Here is a 16,132-nt window from a genome sequence, read left to right as displayed (position 1 = left end):
CGGTCAGGGTTGCTTGGGGCTGGGGGCGTTGGGTGCGGGCAGGGCGGCGTTGACCAACTGCACCAGCTTTTGGTCCAAGGCCTTCAAGCGCGACTCAACATTGCCCTTGGTGTCTTTGGCGATGGCCTGCGCCATCGACTGGTTCAATTCCGGCCCCATCTGCGAGAAGCGCCGCATGGTGGGCGACTCCAAGACCTGCAAGATCTCTTTCAGTTCCGAAGCGCTGAACTTGGCTTCCAAGGCCGCGCCGTAGGTCTGGGCGGCGTGCTTGGCCCCGCTGGCCTTCAAACTCGGCTCCAACTCTCTGAGGGCGGCTTGGGCTTCCGCAACCATCGCGTTGCCCGTGGCTTCGCGCTTCTCGGCGGGGACCCGGGCCATGACCACCTGCTCGGCGCTGCGCAGCATCTGCTGCATCGGTCCCTGCACCAGGCCCAGCGCAAACTGCTCCATGGCCGGTTGCTGCAGCTTGACGATCTTGGCAACCAAGGCCTTCTTTTCGGCGTCAGCGCCTTGGGCCAAGGCCCAGCCAGCGGAAAACAGCAGGGTCGAGGCCAGGGCCAGCTTCAGTGACTTCATTCGGTGCTTTCGTCGGTGACTTCGGGCTCGGCACCGGCGTCGTTTTCTGCGATGCGCTGCAAGCCGCTGAGCTTGGCGCCATCGTCCAAGGCGATGAGGGTCACGCCCTGCGTGGCACGGCCCAACTCGCGGATCTCGGCGACCCGCGTCCGAACCAGCACGCCGGTATCGGTGATCAGCATGATCTCGTCGGCCGGGCGCACCAGGGTGGCGCCCACCACGCGGCCATTGCGCTCGCTTTGCTGGATGGCGATCATGCCCTTGGTACCCCGGCCATGGCGGGTGTACTCCGCAATGTTCGTGCGCTTGCCGTAGCCGTTCTCGGTGGCGGTCAACACGCTTTGGGTTTCGTCTTCGGCCACCAGCATGGCGATGACGCGCTGCCCTTCCTCCAACTGCATGCCCCTCACGCCACGCGCTTGGCGGCCCATGGCGCGAACGTCGTCCTCGTCAAAGCGAACCGCCTTGCCGCCATCGCTGAACAGCATCACGTCATGGCGCCCGTCGGTGAGCGCCGCGCCGATCAGCACATCGCCTTCGTCCAAGTCCACGGCAATGATGCCGGCCTTGCGCGGGTTGCTGAATTCGTTCAGGGCGGTCTTCTTGACCGTTCCCATGCCCGTGCACATGAAGATGTAGTGGTCTTCAGGGAAGGTGCGGAACTCGCCCGTCAGCGGCAGGACCACCGTGATCTTTTCTTCCGGCTGCAACGGGAACATGTTCACGATGGGGCGCCCGCGCGAGTTGCGGCTGCCTTGCGGCACTTCCCACACCTTGAGCCAGTACACCCGTCCCCGGTTGCTGAAGCACAGGATCCAGTCGTGCGTGTTCGCGATGAAGAGTTGATCGATCCAGTCGTCTTCTTTGGTGGCGGCGGCCTGCTTCCCCCGCCCGCCACGCCGTTGGGCGCGGTACTCGGCCAAGGCTTGGCTCTTGATGTAACCGGTGTGACTCAGTGTCACCACCATGTCGGTCGGCGTGATCAGGTCCTCCGTGCCCAGTTCCTGCGCATTGCGCTCAATCTGGCTGCGGCGAGCCCCCAGCTTCGTCTGGCCGAATTCTTGGCGCAGCGCCCCGAGCTCATCGGAGATGATGGTCGTGACGCGTTCCGGTCGGGCCAAGATGTCCAGCAGATCGGCGATCTGCGCCATCACGTCCTTGTACTCGCCGACGATCTTGTCCTGCTCCAAGCCCGTCAGGCGCTGCAGGCGCATCTGCAAGATCTCGTTGGCTTGCGTCTCGCTCAGGCGGTACAGCCCATCGGCCTGCAATCCAAAGTGGGCTTCAAGCCCGTCCGGGCGGTAAGCCGCGGCCCCACCAGGGTTCGCCCCTTCGGCGCGCGAGAGCATCTCGCGGACCAAACTGCTGTCCCAACTCCGGGTCATCAACTCGGCTTTGGCAATCGGCGGCGTCGGCGAGTTTTTGATGATTTGGATGAACTCGTCGATGTTCGCCAGTGCGACGGCCAAACCCTCCAGCACGTGGCCCCGCTCGCGCGCCTTGCGCAACTCGAAAACCGTGCGACGGGTGACCACCTCACGCCGGTGCTCTAGGAACACGGAAATCAGGTCCAGCAAGTTGCACAACTTGGGCTGCCCATCGATGAGCGCCACCATGTTGATGCCGAAGCTGTCTTGGAGCTGGGTCTGCTTGTAGAGGTTGTTCAGCACCACTTCGGGCACTTCACCGCGCTTCAGTTCGATGACGACGCGCATCCCCGATTTGTCGGACTCGTCCTGGATGTGGCTGATGCCCTCCAGCTTTTTCTCATGCACCAACTCGGCGATGCGTTCCAGCAGCGTCTTCTTGTTGACCTGGTAGGGGATCTCGTCAACGATGATCGCTTGACGCTGACCGCGGTCGATGTCCTCGAAATGGCATTTCGCGCGCATGACGACACGGCCTCGACCGGTGCGGTACCCCTCGCGCACGCCCTCCAGCCCGTAAATGATGCCCGCGGTCGGAAAGTCCGGAGCAGGGATGAAGGCCATCAAGTCATCGATGCTGGCGTCCGGGTGGCGCAGCAGATGCAAACAAGCGTCCACCACCTCGTTGAGGTTGTGCGGCGGAATGTTCGTGGCCATGCCCACCGCGATACCCGACGAACCGTTGACCAACAAATTGGGCAGTCGGGTGGGCAAAACCAGGGGCTCCTTTTCAGAGCCGTCGTAATTGGGGCCGAAATCAACTGTTTCCTTGTCGATATCGGCGAGCATTTCGTGCGCAATCTTGGAGAGACGAATCTCCGTGTAACGCATGGCAGCCGCGTTGTCGCCGTCGACCGAGCCGAAGTTGCCTTGCCCGTCCACCAGCATGTGCCGCAAGCTGAAATCCTGCGCCATGCGCACGATGGTGTCGTACACCGCACTGTCGCCGTGGGGGTGGTACTTACCGATCACGTCACCCACGATGCGGGCCGACTTCTTGTAAGGTCGGTTCCAGTCGTTGTTCAGTTCGTGCATCGCGAACAGCACGCGACGGTGAACGGGCTTGAGGCCGTCTCGCGCGTCGGGCAGTGCGCGGCCCACGATCACGCTCATGGCGTAATCGAGGTAAGAGCGCCGCATTTCCTCCTCGAGGCTGATGGGCAGGGTTTCTTTGGCGAACTGGGACGAGGTCATGCGGTTGGGCAACAGGCCTGGGAGGCGCGTGATGAATCGCGCGGACGGGTCGAGAAACGAGCGCGAGATTCTATGGGTCGCTCCGTGTCGTGCCCTTGCAACATGGACCTCCCCACGTCACGGGGCAACCGCACAATGCATCGGTGGAAAGCCCCATGCCAGAATCTTCCCGTCAACGGAAGCCCGCCTGCGCTTGGGCATCCCTTGAGGTTTTTGCAGACCCATCATTGCGCAGGCAACTGCGGCGTCCTTGAGAGGAGAAATATGAAGAAACTGACCCGTTTGGCTTCGATGCTGGTTCTGGCATCCCTGGCCACGACCGCGGCTGTCGCGCAAGTGAAGGTTGGCGGCGACAACTGGCGTGCCACCGACGGCACCGTTTGGAAAAACGGCACCAACGAGTACTGCTGGCGCGACAACTACTGGACTCCCGCGACTGCGGCCGTGGATTGCGATGGCGCCCTGAAGCCGAAGCCGCCCGAGGCCCCGAAGCCCGTGGCCCCGCCGGTTGCGCCGCCTGCGCCGCCGAAGCCCGTTCAGCCGCCCCCGCCTCCGCCGAAGCCGACCGTGGAAAAGGTCAACTTTGCGGCCGACGCCTTCTTTGACTTCGACAAGGCCGTTCTCAAGCCCGAAGGCAAGGCAAAGCTGGACGATCTGACCAGCAAGATGGGCGCCATCACGCTGGAAGTGATCATCGCTGTGGGTCACACCGACAGCGTGGGTTCGGACGAGTACAACCAGAAACTGTCGGCTCGCCGCTCCGAGGCCGTCAAGGCCTACTTGGTGAGCAAGGGCATCGACGTGAACCGCGTGTACACGGAAGGCAAGGGCGAGAAGAGTCCGGTCGCCGACAACAGCACCAAGGAAGGTCGCGCGAAGAACCGTCGCGTGGAAATCGAGGTCGTTGGCACCCGCTCCGTCAAGAAGTAATCGGCGAACCCCAGGTTCCCTGCTAGCCCCGCCTCGGCGGGGCTTTTTCTTGTCTGCTGGTTCCAAGGAACCGTTCGCTTCGAAAAACAAAAAGGGGCGCCCCTGGTGGGGCGCCCCTCATGACGCGGCCGACGCTGCGGTCAGACCCGCTTGCGGTATTCGTTGGTGCGGGTGTCGATTTCGATGTTATCGCCCTGGGCCACAAAAATGGGCACCATGATCTCGAAGCCCGTGGCAATCTTGGCCGGCTTCAGGACTTTGCCCGACGTGTCGCCCTTGACGGCGGGTTCCGTCCACGTGACTTCGCGCACCACGCTGGTGGGCAGTTCCACGCTGATGGCTTTGCCGTCGTAGAACACCACTTCCAACTCCATGCCGTCTTGCAAGTAGTTGATGGCATCGCCCATGTTCTCGGCTTCCACTTCGTACTGGTTGTACTCGGAGTCCATGCAGACGTACATCGGATCGGCAAAGTAGGAGTAAGTGCACTCCTTCTTGTCCAGGATGATCTGGTCCATCTTGTCGTCGGCCTTGAACACCACTTCGGTGCCCGAGTTGTTCAGCAGGCTCTTGAGCTTCATGCGCACCGTGGCGGCGTTGCGGCCGCCACGGCTGTATTCGGTCTTCAGCACGACCATCGGGTCCTTGCCTTGCATGATGACGTTGCCGGCGCGGATTTCCTGGGCGATTTTCATGGGGGTTGCCTTCGGTTGGAGGGCGCTGGCGGCGGTCGGTTCCCGAAAGTGTTTCGGGCGTCGCAGGCGCAAAGCCCTCAATTATAGCCAATGCTCGCGGGTCTCTAGGGGTTCTCCCGCGCCCACGTCATGAGCGTGGCGGCCAGGTCGGGCCATCCGGCCAGTTGTTGTCGCCATTTCAGGGCGTGCGAGGCTCCGTCCTGCTCTAGGCCGTCGTCGCGATTGAGGGCCAACTGCTCCGGTGCTGACAGCCCATTCCAGGCGCGCCAGGTGGCTCTCCATCGCGCGCTCTCTGTGGACGGTACGCCCTCCAGCCACCGGTCCAGGAACGCCTCCAGCTTGGGGCCGTGGCTGCCGTCGTCCTGCCGGTAGATGTGCCACAGCCAAGGCTTCCCGGCCCACTGTGCGCGAACGAAGGAGTCCTCGCCGCGCACTACGTTCAGGTCGCACCTTTGCAGCAATGCGTCGTAGCCGTGCTGGTCCAGCCATGGCAAGGGGGTCAAGCGGATGCGACGGCGTTGCGCTTCGTCCAGGGTTTCCCACGCTGCAAGCGCCGCCCTTTGTGAGGCGTCGCCGCCGGTCACCCAAACCTGGGTCGGACGATCGGCGAGCCGGTGAAACAGCGCCCCGATGGGGGCGTGCGGGTAGCAAAACAAGCTGACTTGTCGGCTCCCCGGTGCATCCGTGTCGCCGGACGGGATGGGGGTGGAGCGCGGTGAATCGAGCTCCGCCCCACCGACCATGGATGTCAACAGGCCTCCCGTCTTCGGACCAAACCCTGGGTAGCAGAAGCGTTTGCGAAGCCCCTTGGCGGGCCCGCTCATGACCGGCGAAGGCAGTCCATGGGTGCGTTCGACCCAGGGTTCTGCACTCAGGTACTCCAGGTTGATCCATGCCTTTGGCGGGGCTACCGCGAGCGAAGCTTCAACGGACTCGGGCAAGTGGCATCCAAACGCCTCCACCACGACTTGATGAGGCGTTGGCGGGTGCCATTCGATGCCGGGCCAGGCGTGTGCCCAAGACCGTTCGCGGTCGTTCGCGGCCATCCATTTCAAGGCCGCGGGGTCATCGATCCACAAGCGCACGCGCTCTCCACGGGCATCCAGGTGTCGAGCCAACCTCAGGCAAACGCCCAAATCCCCGTGGTTGTCGATCACTCGACAGAACACATCCCATTGCAAGCTGTACGTGCAGTCCATCGCGGCATTATTCAGACGCCCCCGCACAATGAACGACATGCCCACTGCCCAATCAAATAGCACGTCGCCATCTGACCCCGAAGCCCAGCGCGACCCGTCGTGCCGATCGGAGCAGGCTGACCAAGTGGGGGAGCAGGCTCTCAAGGCCTGGGCCGACCTGCGGCAAGCCGCGGCCGAGCAAGAGGCGGCCGCCGTGGCAGGCTTGGAGGCGCAAGCCAGTACCGTCCGGGAACGACTGCTGGTTGAGGTGGCTGCCTTGCCTCAATTGCCAGGGGTGTACCGATATTTCGACGCCAAGGATCAGATCCTGTACGTCGGCAAGGCCAAGATGCTCAAGCGGCGGGTGTCGAGCTATTTCCAACGGGACCACGGAGGCACGCGCATCGGCATGATGGTTGCCCGCATCGCGCGCTTGGAAACCACCGTCGTTCGGACCGAAGCCGAAGCCCTGCTCCTTGAGAACACGCTCATCAAGCAGCTCAATCCGCGCTTCAATATCCTGTTCCGGGACGACAAGAGCTACCCCTATTTGCGCCTCTCCCCACATCGGTTCCCAAGAGTGAGCTACTACCGGGGTGGGGTTGACAAGAAGGGGCGGTACTTTGGCCCCTACCCCAATGGTGGGGCGGTCCGACAGACCATCGAGTTGGTCCAGCGGGTGTTCAAGCTGCGAACTTGCGAAGACGCGGTCTTCAATCACCGTTCCCGTCCGTGCCTCTTGCACCAGATCCGACGCTGCACGGCGCCTTGCGTGGGTTTGATCCAGCCGGAGGCCTACTCGGCCGATGTGGCGCAGGCCGAGTCGTTCCTCCGGGGTCAAACGGACGAGGTGCTGCAGGGGCTGCAGGGTCGGATGCTGGCCCATGCCGAGGCCTTGGAGTTCGAGAAGGCTGCCGATTTGCGAGACCAGATTGCTGCGTTGTCGCAGGTGCTTCAGCAGCAGGTGGTGGAGGCCAGCAGCGCCACCGGTGGCGAACGCGACGTCGACGTATTGGCCGTTCGGGTCAAAGGCGGTCGCGCTTGCGTCAACTTGGCGATGGTGCGGGGAGGCCGGCACCTGGGAGACCGGGCCTTCTTCCCGAGCCATGTCGAGGACGCCACAGGTGACCCCGAACGACCGGCGCAAGAGGTGGCTCAGCAGGTGCTCGAGGCCTTCATGGCGCAGCACTACGGCGGGGAGGTGAGTCCGCCACCGCTGGTGTTGGTGAGTCACGCCGTTGAAGATGACCTCGTCGCACTCTTGGCCGCCCCCACAGGCCGCCGGGTGACGGTGCAAGACCAGCCTCGAGGACAGCGGCGCATCTGGTTGGACTTGTGCATCCAAGGGGCGGAGTTGGCCCTTGGGCGCTTGTTGGCCGAGGAGGGCTCGCAACAAGCAAGAACCCGGGCTCTGGCCGATGCGCTGGGGTGGGATGCGGAGCAGGACTTGGGGCGATTGCGGATCGAGTGCTTCGACATCAGTCACACGGCCGGCGAGGCCACCGTGGCATCGTGCGTGGTCTTCGAGCAGCACGCCATGCAAAGCAGCCAGTACCGTCGCTACAACATCGAGGGCATCACGGGAGGCGATGACTATGCCGCGATGCGTCAGGTCTTGTTGCGCCGCTATGGTCGCTTGGCAGAGCAGGGAGACGGCGCGCGGTGGCCTGACGTCGTGCTGATCGACGGCGGCAAGGGCCAAGTGGGGGTCGCTGCCGAGGTTTTTGAGAGTTTGGGGGCGGATGCCTCGCGCTTGGTGGGCGTCGAGAAGGGAGAGGGGCGCAAAGTGGGCTTGGAAGAGTTGGTCTTCGCCGACGGGCGTCCCAAGCTCAGCCTCGGGGCCACCTCTGCGGCCCTGATGCTGGTGGCGGAGATCCGCGATGAGGCCCACCGCTTTGCGATCACAGGGATGAGGGCAAGGCGGGCCAGTGCGCGGCTGCAAAGCTCTCGTTTGGAGGATCTGCCTGGGATCGGCCCACGCAAGCGTGCTGCTTTGATGCAGCGCTTTGGCGGCTTGAAAGGGGTGGCGGCGGCCAGCGTGGAGGAACTGAGCAGCGTGAAAGGCATCTCCAAAGACTTGGCGCAGGAGATTTACCGTGCGTTTCGTTGAATTCAAACCGGGACGGGTCGTGAAGTGCGCATTGGCGTGCCTAACGGTCGCACTCGCATTGGTCGGGTGCAGCGGTCCTGCGCCCGTCAGTGCGCCGCCTGCACCCGCGGCCCCTCGGCCAGGGGCGTCATCCGCGCCCCCCTCGTCTCTGGGAGTGGCGCCCGCGCCGGCATTGCGCAGCCAACAGGCGTTGGAGCGCTACGCGGCACAGCGCCTGGCCGAGCAAAATGCCGATCGGGTGTACTTGGGCAAGCCGCCCGACATCCTCCTCGCCGTACCTGTGCTGCGCGTGGACTTGCATGCCGACGGCACGGTGCGTCGCATCACCGTGCTCCGCGAACCGCGACAAGCCAAAGACACCGTGCAGTTGGCCATTGCAGCGGTCCACCGCGGCGCCCCATACGGGGACCTGTCCCGAATGCCGGAACCCAGAATGTTTGTTGAAACGTTCTTGTTCGACGAGGCCCGTCGTTTCAAGCCGCGAGGTCTGCAGTAAGGCGCGCGCACAATCTCGAACATGTTCTTCACCATCCCCACGCTGTTGACCTGGGCCAGGATCGTGGCCATTCCGCTGATCGCGGGGGTCTTCCACCTGCCCTTGGGGCCCGACGTCAAAAACCTGATGGCAACGGTCCTGTTCGTTGCCGTGGCACTGACGGATTGGCTGGATGGCTATTTGGCTCGCCGGCTGAACCAGTCTTCCGCGTTCGGTGCTTTCTTGGATCCTGTGGCCGACAAGTTCCTGGTGTGTGCCTCCCTGCTGGTGCTGTTGGAGCAGGGGCGATTGGGCAGCCTTGGCGCCTTGTTCGCGCTCGTGATCATCGGGCGCGAAATCGCCATCAGTGCCCTTCGCGAATGGATGGCCCAGTTGGGCGCATCGGCCAGTGTGGCGGTTCACATGGTGGGCAAACTGAAGACAACTGCGCAGATGGTTGCCATCCCCTTTTTGCTGTACGACGGCCTGTTGTTCGGCGTCATCCCCACCCGAGCCTGGGGCCTTTGGCTGTTGGCCGGTGCCGTCGTGTTGACGGTGTGGTCGATGGTGTACTACTTGCGCAAGGCCCTGCCAGAGATTCGAGCCCGGGCGCGCTGATGTGGCGATCGGGTCAGCGTTTGTGCCTGCCCTGATCGCTCAAGACGGCGCCTAGAATTCGCGCCCTTCCGCCTGCCGCGATCGGCCAGGCCGGGTGCCCAACAAGAGAGGAATCGCCGTGAACAAGACCGAAATGATTGAACACATTGCCAAGCAAGCTGACATTTCCAAGGCGGCCGCCCAGCGCGCCCTGGAAGCGTTCGTCGGTGGCGTGCGCACGACGCTGAAGAAGAACGGCACCGTGTCGCTGCTGGGCTTCGGCAGCTTCAGTGTGGTCAAGCGCAAGGCCCGCACCGGCCTGAACCCCAAGACCAAAGAACCGATGAAGATCAAGGCCAGCAAGTCGCCGAAGTTCAAGCCGGGCAAAGGTTTGAAGGACGCGCTCAACTGAAGCCCTGGGTGCTTAGCTCAGTTGGTAGAGCGGCGCCCTTACAAGGCGTAGGTCAGCGGTTCGAGCCCGTTAGCACCCACCATTCGGCCGGTTGACCAAGGCCACCTAAAATTCCTAATCGGTCCAAAGGCGAACGTCAGTTCGCCTTTTTGTTGTCGCCACCGGCATGTGCTGGTGGATCTGAGGAACTTGCATGTTTGAGTTTGTGCGTGCCAACACCCGTTGGCTGATGGGGGGGCTGCTTTCCTTGCTGGTGGTGGCTTTCGTGGCTCCCACCGGGTACAGCAGCTTCATGGAGGCATCCGGAGCGTCGGTGGCGTCGGTGGACGGTCACGGCATCACGCAAGCCGAGTGGGACGCCGAGCATCGCAAGTTCACCGAACGGCAGCGCGAGCGTGATCCGCGCGTCGATCCCAAGGTTTTGGATTCGGACGAGGGCAAGATGCGCTCGCTGCAATCGCTGGTGGACCAACGTGCACTGGCCGCCGCGGCGACGGGGCAATTGCTGGTGGTGGACGATGCGCGGGTCAAGGCCATGTTCGATCGCGATCCGCAGTTGTCTTCGTCGTACCGGACGCCCGATGGCAAGCTCAACACTGCCATCCTGGCGGCGCAGGGATTGACCGAGCAAGGGTTCGTGCAATTGCTGCGCAAGGACATCCAAATGCGGCAGATCCTCGCGCCTGTCTCGGTGCCGGCGGCCCCCGAGCAAGGTGGCACCAAGCTGGGCGACTTGGCCCATGTGGCGTTGCTACAGCAGCGTGAGGTGCGTTGGCAAAAGTTCGTGGCGGACGGCTTCGCCGCCCAAGTGCAAGTCAGCGACGAAGATGTCGCCGCGTACTACAAACAGGCCGACACGCAAAAGCGTTGGCTTCGGCCGGAGTCGGCGGACGTGGAGTACCTGGTGTTGGACGCCAACGCCCTGAAAGCAAAAGTCTCGGTGAGTGATGCCGAACTCCGCCAAGCCTACGAGGCAAACAAGAGCAAATACGCGGCGCCCGAAGAGCGGCGTTTCGCGCACATCCTGCTGCGTGTTGACGCCAAGGCAGGGGCGGCCGGCGAAAAGGCCGCGCGCGACAAGCTTGAAGGATGGCGGGCTGAGATCGTGAAGTCGCCTCAGCGCTTTGCCGACTTGGCGCGTCAGTACTCCGACGACGAGGCGTCCAAGGCCCAGGGCGGCGACCTGGGCTTCAATGCCAAAGGTGCCTTTCCCAAGGCGTTCGACGAAGCGGCCTTTGCACTCAAGGACGGTGAAGTCAGTCCGATAGTGCAGACCGACGATGGGTTCCACCTGATCTTGGCGCGAGAAACGCGAGGCGGCGCAGTACGTGCCTTCGATGAGGTCAAGGTGGAACTGGAGGAAGAGTTGCGGTCGGCATCGGCACGCAAGCAAATGCAAGCCTTGAGCGAGCAGTTCACCAACTTGGTTTTTGAACAGGCCACCTCGCTGAAGCCTGCCGCGGAGAAACTCGGTCTCAGCATCCAGACTGCAACGGTTGCCCGCCAACCTGCCATGGGCACGACCGGCGTGTGGGCTTCTCCCAAGCTGTTGGAGGCGGTGTTCGCTCCCGATGCCGTGCGGGCGAAGCACAACACGGAGGCCATCGAGACGGCGCCCAACCAGTTGGTTTCGGCGCGCGTGGTGACGCACCGTCCTGCCGCGGCGCCGCCGCTTGAAACGGTGAGCCCGATGATGCGCGCGGAGTTGGTGCAGCAGCGTGCAGCTGCCTTGGCCAAGGCGGAGGGGGAGAAGCGCTTGAAGGATGCAAGCGACGCGGGACTTGGCGAACCCAAGTGGGTGTCTCGTGCGCAGCCCGAAGGTCTCCCTCGCGAGGTGTTGGAGGCGGTTTTGCGCGCCGACGCAAGTAAGTTGCCCAACACTTTTGGACAAGATGCGGGCCGCGCGGGGTACTGGGTCGTTCGCCTGTCGGCGGTAGGCAAGCCTAAGGAAGGCGTGATGAGCAGCCAAGACATGGCCCGCTTGGTCGCCCAGAACTGGTTGCAGGCCGAGGGCGAAGCGTACGTGGAGGCCTTGAAGCGCAGCGTGAAGACTTCGGTCAAGGTCAAGGCCCCTGCAAAGGCGGCTTCGACGCCTTGAGATCCTGAAATGCTTGCTATACTGGCAGGCTTCGGTGGTGGCTGTAGCTCAGTTGGTAGAGTCCAGGATTGTGATTCCTGTTGTCGCGGGTTCGAGTCCCGTCAGCCACCCCAACGAGATCCACAAAAAAAGGCGCCTTTGGCGCCTTTTTTGTTGTTCGGCATTACCGGTTTACACCAAGCCTTGTTTGCTGGCGAGCACCGCCGCTTCTGCCCGGCTCGACACGTTCAACTTCTTGTAGATCGACTTGATGTGGTCGTTGACCGTGTACCACTTGATGCCCATCAAATTGGCGATTTCCTTGATCGTGAAGCCCTTGCTCAGGTAAGTGAGCACCTCGTTCTCGCGAGGCGACAAGCGCGCCGTTTCTCCGCTTGTCGGGTCCAAGGGCACCGGACGGGAGTTGGGGCCGTTTCCGCCGAGCGCACCGAAATTCGAATGCAAGCCTGACGGCGCAGTATCGGCGTGGGCCGGTCGGAAGTGCCCCAGCAGTCGACGGGCGATGGCGGGCGATAGGGGAGGCTGTCCGCGGACGATGCGCTGCAACTCTTCGACCAACACTTCGAAGCGATCTTCTTTGAGCAAGTACCCATCGGCCCCGCACTGCAGCGCTGGAAAAAGGTGCTCGTCGTCAGAGTAGAGCGTCGTGACGACTTTGAGGGGTGGTGTGCCCATCAAATCGCTCAGCAGGTCCATGCCATTGCCGTCGGGCAGTTCTAGGTCCACCAACATCAACTTGATGCCATTGAGCGGGTCCATCCCATGGACTTGAACCTCCCGGCGAGCACTCTCGAGATCGGCTGCTTCAACGATCTGCAACGCGTCGCTGAAGCTTTCGCGAACGACCTTGCACAGAAAGCTTCGTGCAACAGGGTTGTCTTCCAGGATAAGAACTTTGACCGACATGAGGACCTTGCTTTGATCGGTTGATGCTAACCAAGCGAATCGCATGGATCGCCCCCCGACCCCGGGGGCAACCTGTGGTCGAGAGTGTCGCTGCGAACGAGGTCAAGGCGGGCTGCGCGGGTTCCTACAATCTGCCGATGCGAATCCTGATTGCAAACGACGACGGCTATTTGGCGCCTGGCTTGGCAGCCTTGGTGGAGGCTTGCCAGGGTCTAGGAGAGATCGAGGTGGTCGCGCCTGAGCAGAACGCCAGTGGCACGTCCAATTCGCTCTCGCTTCATCGCCCATTGAACGTGCATCGTGCGGCCAATGGGTTTCGGTTTGTCAACGGGACGCCTTCAGACAGCGTGCACTTGGCCCTGACGGCCCTGCTGAAGGACTGGCGACCCGATTTGGTGTTGAGCGGGATCAACAACGGCGCCAACATGGGCGACGACACGATCTACTCCGGCACCGTGGCGGCTGCGACGGAGGGCTATCTGTTCGGTATCCCTGCCATCGCGTTTTCGCAAGCGGAACGGGATTGGCGAGAACTGGATGCAGCCGCTCGCACGGCGAGGAGCATCGTGGAGCAGGTGCTCGCAGGCCCGTTGGACGAGGCCTTCTTGTTGAACGTCAACATTCCCAACCATCCTCACGCGGAGCGCCTGCCTCGGGTGGTCACTCGACTGGGGCGGCGACATGCCAACTCGGCGTCTTACTCACAGGTCAATCCCCGCGGCGAAACCATTTACTGGATCGGTCCCCCGGGCGATGTGCGGGAAGCGGGCGAGGGCACCGACTTCTATGCAATCTCGCAGAACCAGGTGTCCATCACCCCCCTGCAGATCGACCTGACGCACCACGCGCAGTTGGATCACTGGCGACGGCGCCTGGCATGAGCCGGGTCTTGCGTCCCCAGCGCTTGCTGGACCAGGCCGTGGCCGATGCGGCACGCTTGGTGGCTCCGAGTGGCATAGGGTTGGACTCACCGGGAGTGCGTGCGCGCATGGTGTCTCGGCTTCGGCGTGGCGGCGGTTTCGACGAGGTGGTGTTGAGTGCGATGGATCGCGTGCCTCGCCATCGGTTTGTCGACAGTGCCTTGGCGCCCCAGGCTTACGAGGACACGGCGTTGCCGATTGGTCACGGACAAACGATTTCCAAACCGTCGGTGGTGGCTCGGATGTTGAGCCTGCTGCGCCAGGGACAACAGGCCCGCCATTTGGGCCATCTCGGCAGGGTGCTTGAGATTGGCACAGGGTGTGGCTACCAGGCGGCATTGTTGGCCTGTTTGGCAACAGACGTGACCAGCGTGGAGCGGATTCAGGCGCTCCACGAAGGCGCCAAGCTGAAGCTGCAGTCTTTGCGATCCGAGCTGAGCTGGCGTCGTTCACCGGTGCTCTGGCACGCTGACGGCCAAGGGGTTCCGGTATGGGGAGGCCCCTTCGACAGCATCGTGTCTGCAGCTGGAGGTGAAGAGATTCCGCAGGCTTGGCTGCAGCTGTTGGCCCCGGGGGGGCGTTTGGTCGCGCCCACTCAGCATGGCGGGTCAGGCCAGTTGCTGACGATCGTCGACCATGAGGTCATCGCGGGTCGCAGCGAGTGGCGTCGTACCACGCAAGAGGGTGTCTTGTTCGTCCCTCTAAAATCTGGCGTCATTTGACCCTCGAGTGGCACCGCGTTGCGACCTGCCAATGATTGCTGTGTGATGCTCTCCAAAGCCTTTGAACGTTCTGTTGATCTGGGTCGACGCATCGGTGCCGTCGGCTTGGTTTTGGGGGTCGCGGCGTGCGCCCCCATGAAGCCCCACCGCGCACCCGTGGAGGACCGAAGCAGCGCACCCGCGAGCCCGGTAACGTTGCCCTCGACTCAGCCGGAAGGCAAGCCGGTTGTGGCCGAAGTCGCCCGGCCAGGGTTCTACACCGTGAAGCCTGGTGACACCCTGATCCGCATCGCGTTGGACCAAGGCCAGAGTTGGCGAGACTTGGCGCGGTGGAACGGGCTGGACAATCCCAATCTGATCGAAGTTGGGCAGGTGTTGCGTGTCACCGCACCGTCCTCCTCAGAGTTGGCGACCACGCGACCGGTCGCACCACCCACCCCGTCGACGCCGCGGCCTTTGGAGCCGCGGGGAGACGTCAAGGCCCCAGTGGTGACCGCTTCAGTCCCTGCGACATCGGCCCCCGCTACGGCAGGCCCGTCGTCGACCTCCGCGAGCGTTGTTGTGGGTGAGGGTGATCTGAATTGGGCTTGGCCTGCCAATGGCTCAGTGAGTGCGCCTTTTGATGAAGCGCGCAATGTCAAGGGCTTGGCCATTGCCGGAAAGGCAGGTGATCCGGTCTATGCGGCCGCAGATGGCCGGGTGATGTACGCCGGGGCGGGCTTGCGCGGCTACGGCAACATGGTGATCCTGAAACACAACGACGTTTACCTGAGCGCTTACGCGCACAACCAAACCTTGCTGGTCAAGGAAGACCAGGTCGTCAAGAAGGGGCAGCACATCGCCGACATGGGCAGCAGCGACACCGACGCCGTGAAGTTGCACTTCGAAATCCGGCGCAAAGGCAAGCCGGTGGATCCCGCTCGCCTTTTGCCGCCGCGCTAGGGCTTGTGGGGAGGCTCGTGCTGCGATGAAGCGCTCACCGTCCTCCCTGGATCGCGAAGGTTTGGACGAGGATCCTCGGTCTCCTGCCGCCAAGGTGGGCGGGTCGGGTGGCGGCGCGAACGTTTTGCAGCATTACTTGCGAGACATCCGGGGAACTCGCTTGTTCTCGCCCGAAGAGGAGTTCGCGACCGCCTCCCTGGCGCGCGCTGGCGACTTCCCTGCGCGACAGCGCATGATCGAGCACAACCTGCGCTTGGTCGTTTCCGTGGCCAAGACCTACATGGGGCGGGGCTTGCCGCTGTCCGACCTCATCGAGGAGGGCAACCTGGGCTTGATGCACGCGATCGACAAGTTTGAGCCCGAGCGAGGTTTTCGCTTCTCGACTTACGCCAGTTGGTGGATCCGCCAGGCGATGGAGCGTGCACTGATGCACCAGGCGCGTTTGGTGCGGCTTCCTGTTCACGTTGTCCAAGAGTTGAACCAGGTGTTGCGCGCCAGACGTGCGCTGGAGGCCTTGCCACATGCTCCGGAGGGATCCATTCGGACCGCAGACATTGCCGCCGTCCTGAAGCGTCCCCTGGGGGAGGTTGAGGAGTTGTTGACCTACATGGAGGCGCCCACCTCCTTGGATGCGCCGGCGGACTCTGGCGGTGACGCGTTGGTGGTCGATGTCGCGGATGTCGGTGTACCGGGTCCGGAGGCCGAGCGCTTGCGTCACGAAGCGGAGGCCCTGTTGAATTCGGGCTTGGCGGGACTCAGCGGCCGTGAAAAGGCCGTGTTGAGAGGGCGTTATGGATTGGGACGCGTTGAGCCCCAGACCTTGGACGCCCTGGCGCAAGAGCTTCAGTTGACCCGAGAGCGTGTGCGTCAGATTCAGTTGGAAGCCTTGGAGAAGTTGCGTCGCAACCTGCTTCAGCAGGGCGTCCGACGCGATGCCTTGTTCTAATCTG

15 protein-coding genes and 2 tRNA genes are annotated in these 16,132 nt (G+C 62.9%); 12 read left to right on the top strand and 5 right to left on the bottom strand.

The genetic code is table 11. From position 1 onward, the window contains the following. Positions 1-3: 3 nt before the first annotated feature. Positions 4-576 (bottom strand): DUF2059 domain-containing protein, encoded by a 573-nt coding sequence (locus tag EOD73_RS04120; protein WP_127681109.1) that lies wholly within the window; start codon positions 574-576, stop codon positions 4-6. Beyond that, positions 573-3,197 (bottom strand): DNA gyrase subunit A, encoded by a 2,625-nt coding sequence (gyrA, locus tag EOD73_RS04115; RefSeq protein WP_127681107.1) that lies wholly within the window; start codon positions 3,195-3,197, stop codon positions 573-575. The genes EOD73_RS04120 and gyrA overlap by 4 nt, the downstream gene beginning before the upstream one ends. Positions 3,198-3,461: 264 nt before the next feature. Between gyrA and ompA the strand changes: the two genes are divergently transcribed. Then, positions 3,462-4,127, top strand: coding sequence for an outer membrane protein OmpA (ompA, locus tag EOD73_RS04110; RefSeq protein WP_127682404.1), 666 nt, complete (start codon positions 3,462-3,464; stop codon positions 4,125-4,127). 140 nt (positions 4,128-4,267) lie between these two features. On the opposite strand, the gene efp is transcribed toward ompA, so the two are convergent. Together efp and EOD73_RS04100 are read right to left on the bottom strand one after the other, a co-directional pair. Next, entirely contained in the window at positions 4,268-4,822 is a 555-nt protein-coding gene (gene efp, locus EOD73_RS04105; RefSeq protein ID WP_127681105.1) for an elongation factor P, read from the bottom strand. A gap of 104 nt (positions 4,823-4,926) precedes the next feature. Then, on the bottom strand, positions 4,927-6,021 hold the full coding sequence (locus EOD73_RS04100; protein ID WP_240660586.1) for an elongation factor P maturation arginine rhamnosyltransferase EarP: 1,095 nt from the start codon (positions 6,019-6,021) through the stop codon (positions 4,927-4,929). 37 nt (positions 6,022-6,058) lie between these two features. Here EOD73_RS04100 and uvrC point away from each other — a divergent pair, with 37 nt between their 5' ends. From uvrC to EOD73_RS04065, 7 genes are all read left to right on the top strand, one after another. Beyond that, positions 6,059-8,110 (top strand): excinuclease ABC subunit UvrC, encoded by a 2,052-nt coding sequence (gene uvrC / locus EOD73_RS04095; protein WP_127681103.1) that lies wholly within the window; start codon positions 6,059-6,061, stop codon positions 8,108-8,110. A 172-nt stretch (positions 8,111-8,282) separates the two neighbouring features. After that, positions 8,283-8,606, top strand: a complete 324-nt coding sequence (locus EOD73_RS04090) for a hypothetical protein (RefSeq protein ID WP_240660585.1) — start codon at positions 8,283-8,285, stop codon at positions 8,604-8,606. Between the two features lie 21 nt (positions 8,607-8,627). Further along, positions 8,628-9,203 (top strand): CDP-diacylglycerol--glycerol-3-phosphate 3-phosphatidyltransferase, encoded by a 576-nt coding sequence (gene pgsA / locus EOD73_RS04085; protein ID WP_127681101.1) that lies wholly within the window; start codon positions 8,628-8,630, stop codon positions 9,201-9,203. Positions 9,204-9,321: 118 nt separating this feature from the next. Then, positions 9,322-9,594 carry an HU family DNA-binding protein gene (locus EOD73_RS04080; protein WP_127681099.1) on the top strand — a complete coding sequence of 91 codons (273 nt, stop codon included), beginning with the start codon at positions 9,322-9,324 and terminating at the stop codon, positions 9,592-9,594. Positions 9,595-9,600: 6 nt separating this feature from the next. Then, positions 9,601-9,676 (top strand) — tRNA-Val (locus tag EOD73_RS04075). A 111-nt stretch (positions 9,677-9,787) separates the two neighbouring features. Continuing rightward, entirely contained in the window at positions 9,788-11,692 is a 1,905-nt protein-coding gene (locus EOD73_RS04070; protein ID WP_127681097.1) for a SurA N-terminal domain-containing protein, read from the top strand. Between the two features lie 37 nt (positions 11,693-11,729). Further along, a tRNA-His gene (locus EOD73_RS04065) sits at positions 11,730-11,805 on the top strand. 58 nt (positions 11,806-11,863) lie between these two features. On the opposite strand, the gene EOD73_RS04060 is transcribed toward EOD73_RS04065, so the two are convergent. Then, positions 11,864-12,598 (bottom strand): LuxR C-terminal-related transcriptional regulator, encoded by a 735-nt coding sequence (locus EOD73_RS04060; protein ID WP_127681095.1) that lies wholly within the window; start codon positions 12,596-12,598, stop codon positions 11,864-11,866. 137 nt (positions 12,599-12,735) lie between these two features. Here EOD73_RS04060 and surE point away from each other — a divergent pair, with 137 nt between their 5' ends. Genes surE through EOD73_RS04040 form a run of 4 tightly spaced genes read left to right on the top strand, consistent with a single transcriptional unit; the run spans position 12,736 to position 16,128 of the window. After that, positions 12,736-13,479 (top strand): 5'/3'-nucleotidase SurE, encoded by a 744-nt coding sequence (gene surE / locus EOD73_RS04055; protein ID WP_127681093.1) that lies wholly within the window; start codon positions 12,736-12,738, stop codon positions 13,477-13,479. Then, positions 13,476-14,240: a protein-L-isoaspartate O-methyltransferase family protein gene (locus tag EOD73_RS04050; RefSeq protein ID WP_127681091.1), complete on the top strand. Its 765-nt coding sequence runs from the start codon at positions 13,476-13,478 to the stop codon at positions 14,238-14,240. Before surE ends, EOD73_RS04050 begins: the two co-directional genes overlap by 4 nt. A 45-nt stretch (positions 14,241-14,285) precedes the next feature. Further along, complete coding sequence (locus EOD73_RS04045) at positions 14,286-15,182, top strand: peptidoglycan DD-metalloendopeptidase family protein (protein ID WP_127681089.1); 897 nt, start codon at positions 14,286-14,288, stop codon at positions 15,180-15,182. Positions 15,183-15,207: 25 nt separating this feature from the next. Further along, positions 15,208-16,128, top strand: a complete 921-nt coding sequence (locus EOD73_RS04040) for a sigma-70 family RNA polymerase sigma factor (RefSeq protein ID WP_127681087.1) — start codon at positions 15,208-15,210, stop codon at positions 16,126-16,128. Positions 16,129-16,132 lie beyond the last annotated feature (4 nt).

The sequence above is a fragment of the Inhella crocodyli genome, assembly GCF_004004565.1.
Classification (GTDB): domain Bacteria; phylum Pseudomonadota; class Gammaproteobacteria; order Burkholderiales; family Burkholderiaceae_C; genus Inhella; species Inhella crocodyli.
This window is presented reverse-complemented; position numbering and strand designations above follow the sequence as displayed.